This window comes from Calothrix sp. UHCC 0171 (assembly GCF_034931845.1).
Lineage (GTDB): Bacteria > Cyanobacteriota > Cyanobacteriia > Cyanobacteriales > Nostocaceae > Brunnivagina.
In genome coordinates this window covers 80,820-101,474 of record NZ_JAYGHN010000017.1, presented here as the reverse complement: position 1 = coordinate 101,474, position 20,655 = coordinate 80,820, and the positions used below count along the sequence as shown (strand labels likewise).

The following is a 20,655-nucleotide window of genomic DNA, read 5'->3' as shown; positions in this document are numbered from 1 at the left end:
ATTTTATCTTTACACTGATTGCATTCCTTGTAATACCTTCAACGCTTCTTCAACATGTCCTTTGAAATTAAACATTGAATCAAAGATGTATTGAATTTTTCCATCACTGCCAATAACATACGTAATTCTACTGGGGACTAAACCCATCATTGTCTTTGCTCCGTAAAGGTTACGTACTTTATCGCCTTTATCACTCAAAAGTGTAAAAGGTAACTGGTATTTCGTGGCAAATTTTTGATGTGATTCGGGAGAGTCACCACTAACACCGATTACCTCTGCACCTGCGGATTTAAAGACTTCATACTGGTCGCGAAAAGCACAAGATTCAGCAGTGCATCCAGGTGTGTCATCCTTGGGGTAAAAATAAAGGACAACTGATTTACCTTGATAATCTTTGAGGCTCACTGATGTCCCATCTTGGCTGGGAAGGGTGAAATCTGGTGCTGTATCTCCGATTTTGATTGTCATAATTTTGTGTAGATTTTTGGTTCTAGGTTTTCTGTTTTAGATTTTCGGTTCTGGATTCAGAATTTAAAATTCCCACTCCTAACTTCTTCTTTACAAAATTTTACCTTTGAATGGGATTCTACAAAACTTAACTTGTACATTAGCGTCAATCGATGTAGGGTATATTCTCTAGCAATCAATCTACTTGATATAGATGTTTTGCTTTGATATAAATCTCCATACATTTAGATTTGATACTTATGCGATTAACTTCACTTGACGTGTTTCGCGGTTTCACGATCGCAGGTATGATTCTCGTTAATATGGTAAGTCTGGCAGCGCCGGATGTTTACCCGCAGTTGCTACACGCAAATTGGAATGGTTGTACTTTTGCAGATTTGGTATTTCCCTTCTTTTTGTTTATTGTGGGGGTTGCGATCGCTTTTTCATTTGCTAAATATGATCAAACTAAATATAAGCAAACTCAAGTAACAGAGAATGAAAAAAGCGATAATGAAACTTCTCGTCCTTCCGTGCCTACTCCTCCCTATGGTAAGATTTTTCGCCGAGCATTGATTTTATTTGCCTTAGGTTTATTTTTAAATGGTTTCTGGAATCAAGGAACCTGGACTTTCAATTTAGAAAATCTCCGCTACATGGGGGTTTTACAGAGGATTAGTTTAAGTTATTTGTTTGCATCCCTGGCTGCTCTAACCTTGCCGCGTCAAGGACAGTGGATACTTGCAGGTGTCTTATTGGTAGGTTATTGGCTGGCGATGATGTATATCCCTGTACCTGGTTTTGGTGCAGGAATATTGGATGTAAATAATCCTGATGCCAATTTAGCAGCTTTCATTGACCGCTCCATCATTCCATCGGCACATTTACACGCCAGCTTCAAAAATTTGGGTGATCCAGAAGGATTGTTTAGTACAATTCCAGCTATAGTTAGCACGATGTTTGGTTATTTTGCTGGACAATGGCTACTCAGTCAACCTGTGAAAACAAGGACAAGTATTGGTTTAGTTTTGGCGGGTGTTGGCTGCTTAATAGTTGGTTTTGCTTGGGATTGGATATTCCCAATTAATAAGAAATTGTGGACGAGTTCCTATGTCATATTCACAACAGGCTGGGCTTTAATATTCTTAGCAGCATTTTATGAATTGATTGAAGTGCGATTAATTAAAAAGTGGGGAAAACCATTTGAAGTCATGGGGATGAATGCGATCGCAATTTTCGTTGCTTCGGTGTTACTGATTAAAGTCATGGCGAAAACTATTATTGGCACAGGTAAGGAAGCACCAAATGCTTATACTGTAATCTATAAAGATTTCTTTGCATCTTGGGCTGGCGGGGTTAATGGCTCATTTTTATTTGCCTTTGTCACCTTGTTATTATGGTTAGGTGTTGCTTGGATCATGTACCGCCAACGTTGGTTTATTAAAATTTAATTGAAAATATCAATTAAAGATTTAAATTAGGAATCATGTAAAAATAAGTAGTGCAAGCGTCTCGCTTGCTATTTCCCAAAGGTTACTACCTACATCCCGGTTTCAAATCCGACAGCGACTTTGATTTTCTCCATCAATCGGGCATTCTGCTTGATTTTTTAATTGTTGACGTTGAGCAATGATAGTTGACAAATTTTCTCTTCCTGTCAGAGCAAGTCGAAAATCTGCCCAAATAGCGTATATTTTTTCAGCGATAAAACCAATAATTGGTAACTTGGTGATTGCGTAAACCCATCCCATCCCTAAAGTTTCATATATGCGGCGAAAAACTTCCACGTTTGTAATAATAGAACCGTCGGGAAGTATGGCATGAATTCTCCCCATTGCTGTTTCAAAATCAATTCCAGAATTATCTTCCGGGTTGTAATTAATATCAGCAATATCTACAAAAGCAACTAAACCTCTACCTGCATCACGTCTTTTTAAGAAATTTACTTCACGCACGCACAAGGGGCATTCACCATCGTAGAGTAATTTGATTTTCCAAGATTTTTTATTTATTTCACCACTTTGATCGGCTTGAATATCTGGCACAGACATAAAGAAAAGATTTATGATTAATTATTTATTTATATTACAAATATCATATCCTATATCATTCGACTTTTTGAATAAGTTTAGAGGTATTTAGAACACTATGCCAGTAAACAAAGTCAAGTATGTAGGTTGGAAAACCACGTTATTTACACCATATTTCCAAAATCTGGCAAAACATAAATCTCCGTGTCTCTCCATCTCCGCGTCCCCACGTCTTCATTTACGGCTGTCATCAAGCCTACACTTACCCAACGGGTAAGTATAGGTATTTTATCGACGCTGACTTGGTATCTCCAAGAGTAATTTCCAGTCTTTCAGAGCTTTTTCATCCCACAACCAATTTTGAGCAAGTTTATCCATTTGGAAATTTTGCGGATCATCTGCGATTACTTTTTGGCGTAATTTGACTGCTTCGTTAAGATATTGCTCTCGCTTCGCTCCCGACTCTTTCTGGGCATTTTTATACAAGATGAGAGCTAATCCGGCGGAGGCTGTTAAATTATCATGTTGTGTAGCTTTCACCGTCGCTTTGGCACTCATTGGTGTCGCCGATAGTTGTTGTTCTTTGGTTGCTGCTAAATCTAATGCTTTAAACCAAGAGTCTGTGGCACGATCAATATTACCTTCAGAATAAAAAGCAAAGCCCAGAGCATTCGCATAAATTATCGAGTCTGGTTTGGCTTTAACTGCTGTTTCCCAATAGCGACGGGCATCATCAATACTAAAGCTCTTATCACCAATTTGTAACGATTGCCATGCTAATCGTCCTCTGTAAAAATTGACAGATGGGTTGTTGATGTGTTCTTGGGAGATTACAGCCAGTGATGTTTTAGCTTCAGGTAATGCATTACGATTGAGTAAGGCTTCTACGGCTCTTAAACCAGTTTCTAAATCACCTTGGGCGAGTTTTTCGGTCGCGTAAGCAGTAACAATTTCAGTTTTTTCTTTCTCAAGATTAATTTGATTATTAATTGGTGATGAAACTTGGGGAAGATTGGAGAGAATTGGCGGATTTTGTTGATTTTGCCACCAATTAATCCCAACTGCAAGTGCGATCGCACCTGCTCCCACAATCCCAATTAGTGGTAATAATTTATTTTGATGTCGAGTAACTCCAGGTTCAACAACACTAATATGGTCTTGAGTTGATACTGCAACACCAGAGTTATCTTGGTTGTTTTTTAAATTACTTCCTGCGGAAGCATATTGATGTTGAGGGATGAGACTTCCTGGCTGATTTTCCCTTCTATTTCTAGCTTCACGCCACCTTTCTACTTCGCGATCGAGTGAAGATAAATCACCAGAAACCTCAATTCCAGGTATACTTTCCTCGTCGTCAATATCAGTATTATTGACTAATTCCGCAGTCATCGAAGTTGATTCGTCTAATTCATCTTCTAAGGATTTTTGGCGGTCTAATTGACGAAATAAATCGGAAACGATCGCCGAATCTTCAGCATAACTGGGATCATCGAAATCTTCGATTTCATCAACTAAATCCCCCCAAGTCTCTTCTCCTAACCAATCGAGTTCGGAATTATCGTCTGTTAGGGACGATGGAATCATCTCATCCAGTGGTAATGTCATCTCGCCATCATCGACAACATCCGAATATAGCGATGGGGTTGCCCTCATGCTGGGTGGTTCATACTCAGACAAGAGTTCACTACCCACAGGTAAATATAATCCGGGACTGAGATTACCTTTAAATTTGGGGTGTTGGTATAAAATCGGCAATGCCCAATACATTTGATGCGAACCATAGGCAGAAATTAGCCCCTGACGCACTCGACTAACGCATAAATCAACCGAATATCCCTGACTTAAATTCCGATAAAATAACTGTGTTAACGTCAAGGCAACCTCATCGGGAATGCGTTCCGACATGGCGAGGACACTGCGAATGCCTCGTTTGACTAACGTTTCCGTGAGACTACGTTCGCCAGTTTCTAAGTTGCCATCGGATGTTGCCCCATAAGCACCCAAACAGGAATTAAACACCACCATCTGGATATTATTATTAAATAGCAAACCAGCCAAGTCATCGCCTGTCAAAGTTTCTGTTAAACCAGTTCGCCTGCTTACCAGGTAAATTTCGCCACCACTTGCACCCAAGTTACTATGCCCCGAATAGTGCAAAATATGGTAGCGTCCTTGCTCTAAAGCTTGGGTTAGCTCTTCTCGTCCTGGCTGTTCGAGTAATGTTAATTGTATTTCTGGCAAAAAGCCACCCTCAGTATTGCTGGGTTGCTGACGGCGAAGTTCGGCTTGTAGTTTGATTACTTCTTCCTTAAGTAAATCTAAACGAACTAAATCTGTGGGTGAAGAAATGACCATCAACACCCGAATACCACCCTCATCAGGCGGTATGGGCATATTATTCGACGGCAATCGTGAAGTATCGACAAGCCCATTTTGAAAGCGCGAAAAGGCAATATATGGTCCTGTGGCAATGGGGCGATCGCCTGCGTGCATCACTTCCCAAGGCAGACGCGCTAATTGATTATCTTTAATACCTAAACGCAGACGCAGCACTTCTTGGTGGTTCTGAGCAATGCCCTGTGCTGTAATCCAACTATCCCTGAGGGTGCCTTGAAACAGTTCGTTATATAATTGTTGACCCAAAGCCGCTAAATTGACTGAATTCCGCACCATTGCATCTCCCTGCAACACCGACTTTAACGGGTCATTCATTAGATGCCCAGCAGCAGCCAACCATTCAGCGACAGGCCAATTTACCAGTTCTTCTGCCAATGGCACCCCAGGCGCGACTTCTTCTGTCCGCACCAAGTAGTAATCTTGTCCTACTAGAGTTACGGAAATATGAAATTCCTGGGTCACAACTTCTCCTGTTCGCCTCCTAAAAATCTGTTCCGAAACGCGATTCATCCTCAAATTAATGTTCGCTTCCTCTAATACCTTAGATGCATCCGGTCTCCGAATGTTTCGCATTCTGTCGGTTTGCTGCTTTTATGACTTTATCCGGATGACATCTATTCCGCCTAGAACTACCTAATTGGTAGATGCACCTTAATCTTCAAATTCCCTCAGTGAGCTAATGCTTCCTGGGGATTTTTCTTGTTTAGCAAACAACACCTTAATACGAAACAAGCCGACCAAGAGGGTGGTGTGCAATCTCAGAATCTTTAAATTTTCTTAAATTTTGGTAAACATATCCAAAAATTTAGACTTTAGGCTAATTTGATTGTCACCCACATAGGGTTTGTAACACAAATCACCGAGATTTTGTAAATAATGTATCCAAATAATAATAGTTTTCCACGGAAAAAGTCAGGAATACGGAAAAAGAATTATTGATATGGTAAACGGGTATGAGACATTGAGCAGGGAAAATAGCTCATTGGGGAAAGACACAAATGTGGTTGAGTTTGATACAGAGAATTGCTTTCCCTTAGTCAGAGTTATTTCCCACGCTTCCTAGTCTACCTGCAAATCTAAATAAGTGTGGGGCGTTGGGGACTAATTAAAACAATTCGCAATTCGCAATTCGCAATACTCGCAGAGCGAGAAGCTAAAGCTACGCAATTCGCAATTGCGTTTTGTGACGGGGATTTTACCCCGACACAAAACAAGCTATCTGTAGAGACAAGGGAATTAAACCCCCAGGCTTTGTTAATCTTTTATTTCTTTTATTTCAATTTTATCCGGAAAGGTACTGTTCGATTGAGAACAAGTAATTGGTAGATGCACCCTGATAATTTACTCCCCTAGCTGGTATTGTTCCAGTTGGGGATTTTTTTTGAGGATAATTTTGCCTATTTGTCCGGAATACACTGATTTTATCTCGAACAAGTAATTGGTAGATGCACCCTGATAACTCATTCCCCTAGCTGGTATTGTTCCAGTTGGGGATTTTTTTTGATGTAGGTGCAGGTTACGTATATGACAAAGCCTGATGTCCAAATAATTTTGCCAATCTCAGCAATTTTTTCCGGAGTAAGTAATTTATTTGACGAACTATTAATTGGTAGATGCACCCTGATAATTTACTTCCCTGACTGGTATTGTTCCAGTTGGGGATTTTTTTGACATACGAGACGTTACATACATGACAAAGATTGATATCAAAATAAATTTTGTCAATCTCAGCAATTTTTCCGGAGTAGGTGATTTATTTGACGAACTATTAATTGGTAGATGCACCCTGATAACCCACTCCCCTTTTGGAAGCTTTCCACAGGGGGATTTTTTTTTGAGTTTGAGACAGGCAAACAAAAAAGCTGATTTCTGAAAATATTTCGGAAAATGTCCGGGAAGTACCCGCAAAAGGAAGAACTATTAATTGGTAGATGCACCCTAATAATTCACTCCCCTAAATGGCAATTGCTGTGCAGGGGAATTTTTTTTGCAATTTCCTCACACTTGACCCATCAATTAACTGATTGTTAACTGAAAAAACATAAGAAACTGAGTCAAAAAGGAGACTTGCTATTTCAGTGAAAATATCCGGAATCACAACATCCAGGAATGAATAAATAGATGGTAGATGCACCTGATAACTTAACTCCCCTGGTAGACTGCCATCAACTAGGGGCTTTCTCTAATGTGATATTTATCACCATCTTAGCAGCAAATTTTGTTTTGGGATAGTTTTTGATTAAATTCTGCAATTTGTCCGGAAAGTATTCCCAAATTGCAGAATAGTTAAAATGATAGTCCAACCCTAATAACCCAACTCCCCAGGTGGTAGGATTATTTGCTTTTGCATAGAATCTGGATAGTATGATTGTACTGAAAAAAGAGTAGTATCGATGAAGGTTGAAATTAATCAACTTTCATGACAATTGGTAGATGATTGGTAGATAACTTGCTGATTTGCTCAATCGATATAATTACGATCGCATGTTTCTGGATATAGGTTTCGGTAGAAGCTTTGGTAAATGCATTTTGTGGATGTAAATCCGCGATCGCGCACCCAGTCATATCTATTCTATGAGTCAATATATCCTATCACTTTTCATCGGCGATCGGCAGATATTGCCTAACTAATTTGGATGAAAAACAAATCAATGGGCAATATTTCCCGAATAGTTCAGAGATTTTATATAATATATTTCTGTCGATAGTAAAAAATACTCAACCACATGCCTCTATCCGTAATTAAGTTTTCTAGCGAAGACTGTGGTATTTGTCACAAAATGGCTTTTTACGACCAAAAAGTGGCGGCAGAATTGGGTTTGGAATTTGTTGACGTAAAAATGCAGGATACAGCGACATACAGAAAATATCGGCAAATATTACTAGCACAATATCCCGATAAATCGCAAATGGGCTGGCCCACCTATATTATTTGTGAATCACCCGAAGGTGAATTTAAGATTGTGGGTGAAGTGAAGGGGGGACACCCCAAGGGTGAGTTTAGGAACCGCTTACAAGCTGTTTTGGACTCCGCCAACGTAGGCTCTGAAGTTGATTAATTAACCAACTCAAAAGAATTTACCTCCAGAACCGGACCAATCATTGCCGTAGTCATGACATCATCGCGTATTTTTCCGGTGACTTTGGCTTTTTGTCCTGACTGGAGTAATTTTTTATCGGCACTGCGAGGGATTTCGTAAGTAGTACCCTCATCACTTACGAGTGCCCAAGCACCCATACCAATATCGCGGCGCTGAATTGTACCTGTGACTGTGATGCTCATAGCTGATTATTAGTTAATCGGGTAATTAGGATAATAGGGCAAGAGGCAAAGGAAATAGAGAAAATTACTGATACTCAGTCACGAATATTCAATAATTCAATTATTCAATATCCAATGCCCAATGCCCAATTTATGCTGTTTTTCCTTCGTTACTGACAATAAAGTGGGCAAGTCCAAAGCAGAGGAAGGCGTTAACTACTAAGAACAAACGTGCAAGTATACTAGTTCCTAAACCCCACACAGCAGGATCAGTAATAGAACTTACTCCCAAACAAGCTGCCATGCCAATCGATGAACCAATGGCGAACCACTTCCATTGTGGATGACCAAGCAGCAAAGCAACTAAGCCCAAAGGAATAAGTACACTGGCAAAAAGTGGATTAAATGCGTCGGTTCCTTGAATAGTGTTGCCCAGTTCGGGTATGGAACTACCTAGAACTCGGAAGGGCCATTGTGGTAAATCAAAAATGTAGAATCCTTTCAGGGGGAATAAACCCGAACTACCAAAAATTAAACCTGTTGCTAAAGTCCAAGTCCAGGTGAAGGGGAAATAAACCCGTAGGAACCAAGCCAGTAAGTAGGAACCAACCACCATTAAGATTTTGGGAACTAGGGCATAAGCACCACCATCAATCCAGAAACGGGGATTGAGATAGCCATTATCACGTAACCAACGGAAGAAGTCTTGGAAACTGATTTGTCCTTGGTTGGCTTGGGTGACTGCGGCTTCAGCATTGAGTTGCCCAGCACCGTAGTAGTTGAGGCTGTCTTCTTGAATTTTTCTGGCGGAATTTTGGAGAACTCCCAGAACTTCGTCAGGATTTTTCACTCCCGATGCTTTAATCAAGGCGGCAACACCGGCGACGTGGGGGGATGCCATGCTAGTACCTTGCAATCCCAAAAAGGTTTCTTCACCTTTATTATCGAGGTCAATGGTTTCTTGGAGGACTTTACCTGCGTCGCTACCACCAGGGGCAGAAATATCGATGCCTGCACCATAATTAGAATATGGGGCTTTAATCCCATCGGGACCAAGTGCGGAAACACCAATTACGTGGGGGTAGCGGGCTGGATAAGCTGCACCATTTTCGCTTTCGTTTCCGGCAGCCGCAACAATGACTACGCCTTTATTGTAGGCATATTCAATCGCATCTTTCATCAATTGACTTTCACCACCACCACCTAAGCTCATATTAATCACATCTGCGCCGTTGTCGGCGGCAAAACGGATAGCTTCGGCAATATCAGCGATGGTTCCACCACCGTAATCGCTGAGAACTTTGAGGGGCATGAGATTGGCTTCGTAAGCAATACCAGCAACACCATAGCCGTTATTTGTGGCTTGGGCGATGGTTCCAGCAACGTGAGTACCGTGTCCGTTATCGTCGATCGCTTCTTCACGATCATTAACAAAATCGTAACCCTTAACGAATTTGGTTTCAACTAAATCGCGAACTTTGCTCACCCCGGTATCTATAACTGCGACAGTGATACCGCTACCTTTAGTTTGTGCCCAAGCACCTTCAACGTTGATATTATGCATGTGCCACTGTTTCACGTACAGTGGATCATTGGGAGTATTAGCGGTTCTGGATGTAGAGTCTTTACTATCTGGAGATTGCAAAAATTCTGCTTCTCTAGCTACTTCCCCCAGCTTGGGAATTTTGTAAATATAGTTAGGTTCGACAAATTCTGTATCTTTAGCAAAGAGAGAACGCCGTAACTCCGAAAGTCGAGCTTTATCGCCTTTGATAATATAAACGTTATCTTTGGCAGAAAATTTATTATCGAGTTTTGGCGTAGCTTGGAATTGTTTGGCGATCGCATCCAAATCCTGTTTTAATTTATCCTGGGGAATATCTTCCCGAAAATTAACTACAATCGTCTCAAACTGTCCTTGAGCAGCTAGTCCTTGGAAGTTCAAAAAGTTGAACAGGGCTGCACTCAGTCCAACAACAAACAAACACAGTATTAAGAGCCTTCTCATATAAACTATTACCGATGGCTATTTTTGAATGAAAGGCGGTTGCTCACTAAGATAACTTACACACAGATTGTTTGACGCATTTTTGCAGGATTAGTTACAAAGTTAACTGTTCCCACTCGACAAATTCAGCCTGTAAGTCACAAGTAATATCTGTTCAGATATACACATTTACTTAAACATCAAGAGTAAAACGATTTTTTACGCAGAATCAGCATAACTAGAGATAATATTTTATGGAACGCGGTCTTTTGTGGTTGCCTTTGCTATTCGCTTTTTTTTGGTTAGCTTGGCAAGGTTCGAGGGAGTTTAAAAAAGTTGAGGCTTACCGCAGTTGGGCAGAGCAATTTGATCAAGCAAAATATGATATTTATGCAGTTTTAGGTCAAAAAGACAATAATATTACTTGGGGAAAGCCAACAACAACTGGACCAATTCAACTGGAGACTTTTTCACTAGATAATGTTGTTAATATCCAGCTAGTTGTTGATCAAAAACAAGTAGAAATAGACAAACCACCTGAAAAAGGTCGTGTAATTGAATTAGAATTTATTTTTTCGGAATCTGGCAAATCAGTACGAGTTCCATTTACGGAAATTCCCCTGGCGGCAGAATGGGGTAAATATTTACTCAGGCTAATGGAGAAGGGGTAATCGGTTCTAAGAAAAAAGGGATTCTGCCCCATACAATCATTGAGAGAAAGAAAAAGAAAAAGTAAAGGTAATTTGTACTGTATTAATTCTTATTGAGTAATGAATGTAAACACAATATATCAGCTTCCTGTCGCTTTAACTATAGCTGGTTCTGACAGTGGAGGTGGAGCCGGAATACAAGCAGATTTACGGACTTTTGCGTTCCACTGTGTACATGGTACGAGTGCCATTACTTGTGTGACTGCACAGAATACTTTAGGTGTTACACGAGTTGATGCGATGCCACAGTCTGCTGTTGTGGCACAGATGGAAGCTGTGATTACTGATATTGGCGTGAATGCGGCGAAAACAGGAATGCTGCTCAACCAGGAAATTATTGTGGCAGTTGCCGAAAAATTAGAGCAATTACAGGTTAACAATCAAATTAATAATTTAGTTGTAGACCCAGTGATGGTATCACGTACAGGGGCACAATTAATTGATAATGATGCGGTGAAAGCACTTCGCCATAATTTAATCCCCCTGGCGGTTTTAGTGACACCCAATCGTTATGAAGCTCAAATTTTGACGGGTTTAGAAATTAATTCTTTAGATGGGATGAAATTGGCAGCAGAAAGCATTTATCGTGATTTTGGTGTCGCTGTTTTAGTTAAAGGTGGGGGAATGCAGGGAGATTTACGTGGGGTTGATATTTGGTTTGATGGTGATAGACTAGAAATCTTGACGACGCAGCCAGTAAATACTAAAAATACCCATGGTACAGGTTGCACTTTATCAGCTGCCATTACTGCTAATTTAGCTCTTAGTAAAGATTTATTTATAGCTGTAGAAAAAGCCAAGAATTATGTTAGTTCAGCGTTGAAATATAGTTTAGATATTGGTGCTGGACAGGGACCAGTTGGTCATTTTTATCAGTTGTTAGAAAAGAGAATTGAGAAATAAAATTAATCTAGTGACTAGTTAGGAATTCAAATTTTATTTAATTTTTTGTTTAATTGATTAAATAATACTTTTCAAGCCTTTGATTAATCTGGTAATTCCTACTTTTGCCGTATCCTGTTGCAAAGCACCATAAGCAACGCGCAAATAACATCCCTGATGCATTCCAAAAGTAGTACCGGGGATTACAGCCACTTGATATTCCTTAATTAACCTTTCGACTACAGTAAAAGTATCAATGTCTGTATCTACTTTCAAAAAGAAATAAAATGCACCATCGGCAGGAGTAATTCTACAGATATCTTCTAATTCCTGAAGTGATTCTAATACAGATTTGCGAACTTGGGATATTGCATGAAGATGATGTTTGAGATAGTCCGGTTTGGCTTGTAATGCCCCTAATGCAGCATACTGACAAATAATTGGAGGACAAATTAAAATTGTGTCTTGAACCTTTTTAATTGATACTAATAAAGTTGCGGGAATAACCATATAACCAATACGCCAGCTTGCAAAACCATAGGCTTTAGAAAGGCTAAATAAAGAAATAGTATGGTTGCTACTACCAGTAAATGAAGCCGGAGAAATATGTTTGACATTGTCATAGGTAAAATATTCATACGCTTCATCATTAATATGATAAATATTTTTGTCTCGACAAATTTGATTCACTCCCTGTAGTGCTGTTTGAGAATAAACTGCACCCGTAGGATTGTTTGGGGAAATCGTTACAACTGCGCGAGTTTTCGCAGTAATTGCCGAGGCGATCGCATTTAAATTTAACTGATAATTTTCATCGGTTTCTACTAATACTGGATGGCAACCTGCCATTCTAATTGCCATTTCATGATTGAAATAATATGGCGTATTTAAAATAATTTCATCACCAGGAGATGTAATTGCCAGAACAGCATTCATAAATGCCATATTACTGCCGGCAGTGACAACAATACAGCTATCTTCATTAATTTCGATCGCATTGAAGCTACTTAATTTTGCTTGAATTGCTGTTAATAATTGCGGGATTCCCTCTACCTGCTTGTATAAATTATTAGAATCTTCGGAAAAAAATTGAGATAAACAAGCGATCGCTTCTGGAGGTGGAGAGTAAGAAACTACACCTTGTCCTAAGGAAATAGTCCCAGGAGTATTACGAATCAGTTCCCCAATCACGGGGATAATTGGAGATTGCACCGACTCCATGCGGGAAATTAGATTTGGCATTTGCTTATGACTCAGTAGTTATATAATTTTTGCGATCGCCTGTTCTCCTATTTATGAATTCACTGCTGCTAGTTGGGCTTGTTGACGCGATCTTTTGCCGAGTAATAGCATTTCTACACCTTTTGCTGGCGCGAGGGTGACACCGCGACGACGGGGAATTTCTGGTTGGGAATTAAAGAGTTTTAACTCATAGTTTGCCAAAATTTTTCCTAGCACTAATTTCATCTCAAACATTGCTAAAGCTTCACCAATACAGCGACGTGAACCGCCTCCAAATGGCATAAATTCATAGGGGGAAAATTGACGTTCTAAAAAGCGATTGGGGTTAAATTGTCTGGGTTGGGGGTATAAATCTTCGCGTTGATGTACGAGATACATGCAACCATATACTATTGTTTCTGCTGGAATTTGATATCCTAAAATCTCTACCGTTTCTTGAGTTAATCGCGGAAATGTCACCATTGCCACGGGGTTGATGCGTAAGGTTTCGTTGCAAAATGCAGTTAAATATGGCAATTTAAACAAATCCATGACATCACTTGAATTGCCTAAATTATCGAGTTCTTGCCGTAATTTTGTTCCGGTTTCAGGTAAGAAATGGCTCCAGTATAAACCCCATGCCATTGCAGTTGCGGTGGTTTCATGTCCCGCAAATAATAATGCCATTAATTCATCACGTAATTCTTGATCGCTTAATCCTTCTCCATCTTCGTCTTTGGCTGACATTAATAGCGAAAGAATATCAATCCTATCGGGATTAGGATATTGACGACGCTCCGAGATTTCGGTGTATATTAGCTTATCGATTTGTTCGCGATCGCGTAAAAATTTTCCCCAAGGACTCCATTTACCTAAGTCTTTTTGCAGGAAGGGAAAGAATAAAAAACTCGAAGCAAAGGGATTGCGGAAAATATTTGACATTCTCCCCATTAGATATCTAAGTTGCTGACAGCGCTCCCCTTGATATAAACCAAAAACTGATTGTAAAATGACTTGCATGGAGATTTCTTGCATTGCCGCACGTGCCAAAAAAGGCTGATTGAATGGCAATTCATTTATAACTTTTTCAGTTATAGTAATAATGAGTTCACCATAGGATTTCATGCGATCGCCATGAAATGATGGCATTATCAATTGTCTACGTTTGCGGTGACTTTCCCCATCAATAGTAATTACCGAATAGTTACCAATGATTGGAGACAATATACTATTGTACTCACCGGGAGCGATGTATTTCTTGCGATCGTTGGTTAAAATTTCCTGAATAGCTTGGGGTTGATTAACAAAAATAATTCCTTTCCCAGAACCCATAATTTTACAGCTAAAGATGTCAGGATAATCGCGCACTGCGTTTTCCATATATCCCACAGGATTCGCCACCCACTGGATTCTTTGTAAAAAAGCAGGAGTTGCGATCGGATTTGGTAGTTGCATAAAATTTTATATCTCCAGAACTTTTGGTTTTGAGATTTGAGATATCACTATTTTAATAGTAACAAATAAAAATCAAGCATTCACTTGACTGTTTCCATATGTCGTAAAATCTTCGCAATATTACGAGCATCATCAATTCCCCGGTGATGCGTCCCGATTAATTCAAATCCTAATTTTGCCAACGCATCTGCCATTCCAAAAGCTTGAGAAACACCTAGATATTCGGAAAATTGCTTTTTAATATTGATATGTTCTGGTGTCAAAGGATAGGGAATTTTATGAAATTTGCAATCCTGAATAAATTGTCTTTTATCATAATCTCCCCAGGAGCAAAAAGTATATTTTGGGAATTGTGACATCCATTTTTGTAAGTGCATAATTGCTTCTGGGAATTTCGGAGCTTTTTCGATATCGGCTTGCTGAATTGTAGTTAATTGTGTACAGAAATCAGTCAATAGCGGATGACGAATTGGTTGGATAAATTGCTGATATTCTGCATCAACTTCCCAGGTGCTACGATTTAACATGACTGCACCAATTTCAATTATTTCTGTCTGATGACGAGGAATACTTTTGTCATCCGAGCAAGTTGCTTCTAAATCAATAACTAAAAAATAGAAGTTTTTATTATCTTGATGCATATGTAGCAATCCGGTTTAAATTTTTCAGCTAATTTATTGATCATTAATTGTCCTCCACATTTCCCCATCTCCCCATCTCCCCATCTCCGCGTCTCCCCATCTCCCCATCTCCCCATCTCCCCATCTCCCCATCTCCCCATCTCCGCGTCTCCCCATCTCCCCATCTCCGCGTCTATTTTATCGCCATTATTGAGGCAATATGATATTACTCCTCATACTCAGTATCTATCTCAACATCTAAAGTCTCTTCATCAATGCGGACATATAAAATATTGGGGCGACAGCAAACTTGACAATCTTCAACATATTTTTGCTGACTTCCTTGGCTAATATCAATAAAAGTAGTGTTTTCTTCACCACAATAGGCACAATAAAACTCGGCTGTTGTTTGCATTTGTACTATTAAGAATTACGAATTAAGAATTATATATTCCCCATTTTTGAATAGCACGACGAAGTGCGCCACTGGGTAAAGCATCTAAACTAAAAGATTCACCTTTTTCCACATATTTCCAAGCTTCAAAAAATGCTTTTACTCCTGCTGCTGCACCATCGGGATGATCCATAATACCAGTACCAGCATTGAGAATCACATCTTGTCCGTAGTCAGCTAAAGCTTTCGGAACTACACCGGGATGTATCCCCGCAGAAGGTACTGGCATGACACCGCGCATTCTTAAGTTATCGCGAATTTTTGCTTCGACTTCGGCTGCAAATGGTAAATTTCCGTAGTGTGCAGGATACAACACAGCATCTGCACCAGCATGAGCCATGAAAGTACCAAGGGTAATTGAGTAATCCATGCCATAATCAGGTGCTGCGGAAATTGCACCAGCACCAGCAGGATGGGTAAATATGGGTACATTGATTTCCGAGTCTGTTGCTAGTGCCTCAAGTACAGAAAAGCCATAGGAGAAAACATTCAATAACAAGGCATTGGCACCATTACGTACTAATTCGCGGGCATTATGGATTAATTCTCTGGCATTTCCCGTTACATTCACAGCATAAAGGATGGTACGTCCAGTTTCTTGTTTGACTTGATCGATAATGACACGGCAAGCTTGCAAACGTTCTAATGTGGGCGCAGAATCCAGATTTCCTAAAATTTCATCGTCTTTAATAATATCTAATCCTGCTGTTGCGACTTCTTGGAATATTTCCGCATGATCTCTGGCTGAAAGTCCTAAAGCAGGCTTAAAAATTGCCATAATTAGGGGACGGTTAAATACACCAAGTAATTTGCGGATACCAGTAATACCGAATTGAGGACGCAAACCGTAGTTTTCTGGTAGTCGTACATCTACTACTTTTGCAGCACCAGCCATTGAGTATTTACCAAATATCATTGTCAATAGACTAGGGATATCATTTTCGACGTTTGTTTCGGGAAAGTGAATTGTCGCAATACTATATCCTTCATCTGCATGAGTAATTGATACTACTTCAGCCAAATGTGCCTGCAAACTAGCTTCACGGTGGCTAAATCTAGCATCCCAAGTACCGACTGTTTGCCCAATTGCGATAGTTTTGGCTTGCTTTTCAGCATCAATACCATGTGGAAAACGATAATCTACTGCGATCGCCATTTTATTTAACTTGACTAATTACTAAGTAAATTATCAGGCTCAATACCATGATTTAGCAAATATTCAGGTATGTCTGCGGTACAGCAATTGTTGAAGTAACGCTAGATTGCCTGCAAGGAATTGAACAAGGGATTTTGGGCAAAATTACTTCAAAGCTCTAGGAAAATCAGAAAATATTTATCTGCTGTGTCGTCTGTCTCTATGCACTTGTATGACTCCATTGCTAGTTATATACCAATAAAGGGTGGGGTTTCATCCTCTAAAAATTAAAGATTAGGTAGACAATTCGCGTGTTGTGAATACTACGAATATTCCCTGTACCCCATCCCTTCTATAAAGAATGAGCTTTTTTGTTGGCTCAAACATCAATATTTATTTGTTCTATCTGTCTAGCTGCTTTATCCCACAGCTTTGCTAAAGTCTCATCTTGCCAGTGAGTTCTCAGATTTTCTGCTTTTTTGTGACATATTCGCTCTAACATTTCTAAGATTGCAGATAATGTTAATTTATCAATTAATCCTTCTAAAAGCTCCATATATTCTTTGTGCATGATATTTACCTCTATTAACTGCTGCTGATATTTTCTGACAAAACCTATGTAGATTAATTATTTGTTCACAAATAATAGATTAAGATTTGTTGCTATTTTCTACCAAAATTCTGCCAGGATATACACGTAGTAATTTGGATTAATTATGATTGAGTAGAGAATCTTCAACTACCAGTACAGGAATAGAACTGGATTCAATCACGGTTTGAGAAACTGAGCCAATCAACACTTGTTCCCAAGATTTTGCTCCCCGTTTTCCCATGATAATTTCTGATACTTGATAATCAATTGCGGCTTGCACAATTTGTTCGGGAACAGAACCCGTGAGCGTCACAAATTTATAGCGAATATCTGCAAGTAATCGCTCAGTTCTCTTTTGTAATTCTTGAACAGCATCAGGAGAAGCAACATTAATCACATGTAAAACAATGACCTCAGCATCACTACGACGAGCGAGGGCGGCGGTTTTTGTTAACACTTGGGTAGATATGGCAGAAGTATCAACCGCAGCTAATAATACGACACGGGTAGATACTGTCACCTTGGTGGGATCGACTTCACCACGTTGTAATAACTTTGGCGCAGAGATAGGTATTGCCCAAGCCCCTAAAGGAGCAGTGACTAAAATTGACAGGGCGGCGATCGCTAAAATGGTATCCCCTCCCTCAATACCACGAGCTAAAGGAATTGCACCAATGGCTGCTTGGACTGTGGCTTTGGCTGAGTTTCCTGGCAACAAAAACAACCGTTCCCGCCAATTCCAATTACTTCCTAAGGTGGAAACATACCAACCCAACATCCGACCAATTAATGTACCTACTGCCAAAATTACAAGCCCCGGCAAGAGAATATTACCTAATACATTTAATTGAATACTCGCCCCTAACAAGACAAATAAAAAGATTTCCGCAATCATCCATAAATTGTCAAATCCAATTCGCAATCTTCGCGCCAACGGAGCATCTAATTCAATTAGGAAAAACCCCATTGCCATGACTGCTAAATATCCAGAATAATAAGCCCAATACTGGGGTAAAATTACTAAAAATAAAGCCGTACAAGCAGTAATCAAAATATCTTGGACAGTATTTTGTGTCCATTTTTGTTGTACGAGAAACCACACCAGTAAACGAGCGGCAACGTATCCAACTAAAAGCCCGAAAATAATCTCTCGTAATACTTGGATGGGTAAAAACTGCCATGCTGTTAATGTCAATCCTCCCAAAAGGGTAATTTTCTCGGTATTTCCTTGTGTGAGAAAATCCACTAACAAGCCAAAAACTAACAGCAACAATACATCAGAAAGGGCACTTCCAGTTAAAATGGCATCGGGAATACCTTTAGTAACTCCCCATCCCAGACTTTTGAGTCGTAACATTGCTGGGACAATCACTGCTGGAGATTCCGCCCCAATAATGCAGCCCAGTAGTAAACCTGTGGGAAAATTAAAATGAAATAGCGGTATTGCCACAAGCGCGATCGCGATCGCTTCCAAAGTCGCTGGTAAAAATCCTAACCTTAGCGCTACTGTACCCTGCTGAGAGAGTTTTTCCCGGTCTAATCCCAGCCCAGCTTTCATCAAAATAATCATCACAGCCACGGTTCGCAAACGGTCGGCAGAGGTGAGAACATCGGCATGGATGACATTAGCTACTTGAGGACCAAGCAAAATACCACTAAGAATCATTCCAATTAGGGGTGGAGCGCTCAATCGCCGTGCCAGTTGACCGATGAAAAACCCCGTTAGCAAAATCCAAATTACGCTTTCTAGCATTACTTGACTCTCAAAATCGTTGTTGTAGAGATACTTGTAAACAAGAGAGTCAGGTTATGATGTGCATACAGCCCTACAATCCTGCTACAAGTAGAGGAAAGTAGGAGCTATCAGCCTTGCATTTATTAAAGGCGGTTACGGCGAGCTCCATCGCCTAAGGAATTATCTTACATCATTTTTAGCATCTTTCTTTTAGGCATCTTTTTGGAAAATGTAGAATGCCACTGGAAATTAGTGGGACGATTAAGCTTATCTCTGGATTAATGATATGCCAGCAAGATTTTCAGTAATTTATATCGTTTCTTCAAAATCTGGCAACACATAAAATAAATCTCCCTATCTCCGCGTCCCCGCGTGCCCTTGTCTCCCCATCTTCGCTTCATTTTTCTGGCTATTATTGAGGCAATTGTGATTTTAAAATTTTAAATTGTGGGTACAATGGTTTGGAATTCAGGTTTATTGAGAGTCGCAAAGTAAAGTTCCACCTCAAGATGAGGATAGCGATCGCGAATTGATTTATAAGCCCGATTTAAATAATCTGTATGCATTTCTAACTCTCGCTTTGGATCTTGACTTAAATTCGGGTCAATCATAGTTGCATAAGCTCCACAGTCTTGATGGTCAATTATAATTACCTTGTTAATCTGATGTAATCGAGAAGATATATCTAGCTGATCCCAAAATGCTTCAGCATCTGATGGATGGGGAAATCCGGTTACAGCCAGGGATGCCCCTGCTAATGCTGTCCAATCATATTCGCCACCTAAATTTTTCTTCCCTAAAAAGAAACGTTCTGCTGTGAGAAACCGAAAGTCAATACAACTTAATACTAAAGCTTTGGCTCGATGAACTTCAGCTTGAGCAGGTGCTGCTGATTGCAACATAGTCAAAGCTACGGCTCCGGGCAGCAAAGATTTCAGAAAATGACGACGACTAGCCAAGGAATGACAACAAAGACATTGACCAGTATGTGATTGATTGATTATATTTTTCATTTTTTATAATTAGATTTTATGCTGGCAGCATAGATTGTAAACTAGTTCAAGACTCTGTTGCCAAAGTTTGTATTAAGATTATTTAACAGATGTAATTGAATATTTTACTTTTATTTTACTTTTATTTTATTTTTTATAATCTATACCCATATTTTGACTAAATCTAGTGATTTAATTCTAGCAATTAAATAGTTTTTCAATAAAGGTGAAAGTCCTCACTACCTTTATCCACCTCAATCTGAATGATTTCCAAAATTCGACTAAAGCCTACTATTTTTTTTAGTAAAATACCTGTTCCCATTTGACTAATTTTTTTGAGGGGATAGGAAATATCTGTTTTATTAGTGACGAATATTAAAGGAATTTTCACACTTATTAAACTCTCATGCATTTTGTAAAATATTTGATAGCCCATTTCCTCAACTATCTCCAAAGAATAAATAATTAAATCTGGGTATTGTTCCTTGGCTAAATATGAACCCATAAAAATATTATTTGCTTCAATTACATGAAAGTTATTGTTTCTGATAAATTCACATAATAGGTGACGAAAAATTTGGTCGTTTTCCACTACTAAAATATTCTTCATGATTTTTGACTGTTATGTTTGAGTTATTTTAATTCTCAGATCATTTAATTAATTCTGATGGTAATCAAAGGGTGTTAGTGATTAAACTTGTTTAAATTTATTTTGTAATTCAATCACACACCCTAA

20 protein-coding genes and 1 riboswitch are annotated in these 20,655 nt (G+C 39.4%); of the genes, 4 read left to right on the top strand and 16 right to left on the bottom strand.

Going from position 1 to position 20,655, the window contains the following annotated elements:
• Window positions 1-9 precede the first annotated feature (9 nt).
• Entirely contained in the window at window positions 10-468 is a 459-nt protein-coding gene (locus VB733_RS14795; RefSeq protein ID WP_323340821.1) for a peroxiredoxin, read from the bottom strand.
• Window positions 469-707: 239 nt separating this feature from the next.
• On the opposite strand from VB733_RS14795, the gene VB733_RS14790 reads away from it, so the two are divergent.
• Window positions 708-1,898, top strand: a complete 1,191-nt coding sequence (locus VB733_RS14790; RefSeq protein WP_323340820.1) for an acyltransferase family protein — start codon at window positions 708-710, stop codon at window positions 1,896-1,898.
• A 102-nt stretch (window positions 1,899-2,000) separates the two neighbouring features.
• Here VB733_RS14790 and VB733_RS14785 read toward each other — a convergent pair whose 3' ends face one another.
• From VB733_RS14785 to VB733_RS14775, 3 genes are all read right to left on the bottom strand, one after another.
• Window positions 2,001-2,498 (bottom strand): DUF393 domain-containing protein, encoded by a 498-nt coding sequence (locus VB733_RS14785; protein ID WP_323340819.1) that lies wholly within the window; start codon window positions 2,496-2,498, stop codon window positions 2,001-2,003.
• Window positions 2,499-2,765: 267 nt separating this feature from the next.
• Entirely contained in the window at window positions 2,766-5,336 is a 2,571-nt protein-coding gene (hetF, locus tag VB733_RS14780) for a cell division protein HetF (protein ID WP_323340850.1), read from the bottom strand.
• 1,944 nt (window positions 5,337-7,280) lie between these two features.
• Window positions 7,281-7,439 (bottom strand): hypothetical protein, encoded by a 159-nt coding sequence (locus VB733_RS14775; RefSeq protein WP_323340818.1) that lies wholly within the window; start codon window positions 7,437-7,439, stop codon window positions 7,281-7,283.
• Window positions 7,440-7,600: 161 nt separating this feature from the next.
• On the opposite strand from VB733_RS14775, the gene VB733_RS14770 reads away from it, so the two are divergent.
• Entirely contained in the window at window positions 7,601-7,933 is a 333-nt protein-coding gene (locus tag VB733_RS14770; RefSeq protein ID WP_323340817.1) for a thioredoxin family protein, read from the top strand.
• Here VB733_RS14770 and VB733_RS14765 read toward each other — a convergent pair.
• The gene (locus VB733_RS14765) at window positions 7,930-8,157 is read right to left on the bottom strand and encodes a hypothetical protein (protein WP_323340816.1); all 228 of its coding nucleotides are present in this window, start codon (window positions 8,155-8,157) and stop codon (window positions 7,930-7,932) included. The genes VB733_RS14770 and VB733_RS14765 overlap by 4 nt on opposite strands.
• Window positions 8,158-8,287: 130 nt before the next feature.
• A complete protein-coding gene (locus tag VB733_RS14760; protein WP_323340815.1) occupies window positions 8,288-10,144 on the bottom strand; it encodes a DUF5942 domain-containing protein in 1,857 nt (618 codons plus the stop codon).
• 233 nt (window positions 10,145-10,377) lie between these two features.
• Between VB733_RS14760 and VB733_RS14755 the strand changes: the two genes are divergently transcribed.
• Together VB733_RS14755 and thiD are read left to right on the top strand one after the other, a co-directional pair.
• Window positions 10,378-10,794, top strand: coding sequence for a hypothetical protein (locus VB733_RS14755; RefSeq protein ID WP_323340814.1), 417 nt, complete (start codon window positions 10,378-10,380; stop codon window positions 10,792-10,794).
• A 99-nt stretch (window positions 10,795-10,893) separates the two neighbouring features.
• Entirely contained in the window at window positions 10,894-11,736 is an 843-nt protein-coding gene (thiD, locus tag VB733_RS14750; protein WP_323340813.1) for a bifunctional hydroxymethylpyrimidine kinase/phosphomethylpyrimidine kinase, read from the top strand.
• Window positions 11,737-11,793: 57 nt separating this feature from the next.
• Here the strand turns inward: thiD and VB733_RS14745 are convergent, their stop codons facing one another.
• The 10 genes from VB733_RS14745 to VB733_RS14700 all read right to left on the bottom strand — a co-directional run bounded on the left by VB733_RS14745 (window position 11,794) and on the right by VB733_RS14700 (window position 20,529).
• A complete protein-coding gene (locus tag VB733_RS14745; protein ID WP_323340812.1) occupies window positions 11,794-12,957 on the bottom strand; it encodes a pyridoxal phosphate-dependent aminotransferase in 1,164 nt (387 codons plus the stop codon).
• Window positions 12,958-13,008: 51 nt separating this feature from the next.
• Window positions 13,009-14,391: a cytochrome P450 gene (locus tag VB733_RS14740; RefSeq protein ID WP_323340811.1), complete on the bottom strand. Its 1,383-nt coding sequence runs from the start codon at window positions 14,389-14,391 to the stop codon at window positions 13,009-13,011.
• 80 nt (window positions 14,392-14,471) lie between these two features.
• Window positions 14,472-15,032 (bottom strand): 3'-5' exonuclease, encoded by a 561-nt coding sequence (locus tag VB733_RS14735; protein ID WP_323340810.1) that lies wholly within the window; start codon window positions 15,030-15,032, stop codon window positions 14,472-14,474.
• A gap of 33 nt (window positions 15,033-15,065) precedes the next feature.
• Complete coding sequence (locus VB733_RS14730) at window positions 15,066-15,188, bottom strand: hypothetical protein (RefSeq protein WP_323340809.1); 123 nt, start codon at window positions 15,186-15,188, stop codon at window positions 15,066-15,068.
• 49 nt (window positions 15,189-15,237) lie between these two features.
• The gene (locus VB733_RS14725; protein ID WP_323340808.1) at window positions 15,238-15,426 is read right to left on the bottom strand and encodes a CPXCG motif-containing cysteine-rich protein; all 189 of its coding nucleotides are present in this window, start codon (window positions 15,424-15,426) and stop codon (window positions 15,238-15,240) included.
• Window positions 15,427-15,448: 22 nt separating this feature from the next.
• Entirely contained in the window at window positions 15,449-16,621 is a 1,173-nt protein-coding gene (locus VB733_RS14720) for a RuBisCO large subunit C-terminal-like domain-containing protein (protein WP_323340807.1), read from the bottom strand.
• A 358-nt stretch (window positions 16,622-16,979) separates the two neighbouring features.
• Entirely contained in the window at window positions 16,980-17,171 is a 192-nt protein-coding gene (locus tag VB733_RS14715) for a hypothetical protein (RefSeq protein ID WP_035150595.1), read from the bottom strand.
• 139 nt (window positions 17,172-17,310) lie between these two features.
• Window positions 17,311-18,945, bottom strand: coding sequence for a cation:proton antiporter (locus tag VB733_RS14710; RefSeq protein ID WP_323340806.1), 1,635 nt, complete (start codon window positions 18,943-18,945; stop codon window positions 17,311-17,313).
• Between the two features lie 94 nt (window positions 18,946-19,039).
• A riboswitch (Fluoride riboswitch) is annotated at window positions 19,040-19,109 on the bottom strand.
• A 258-nt stretch (window positions 19,110-19,367) separates the two neighbouring features.
• Window positions 19,368-19,940: a carbonic anhydrase gene (locus VB733_RS14705; protein WP_323340805.1), complete on the bottom strand. Its 573-nt coding sequence runs from the start codon at window positions 19,938-19,940 to the stop codon at window positions 19,368-19,370.
• 196 nt (window positions 19,941-20,136) lie between these two features.
• Window positions 20,137-20,529, bottom strand: coding sequence for a response regulator (locus VB733_RS14700; RefSeq protein ID WP_323340804.1), 393 nt, complete (start codon window positions 20,527-20,529; stop codon window positions 20,137-20,139).
• Window positions 20,530-20,655 lie beyond the last annotated feature (126 nt).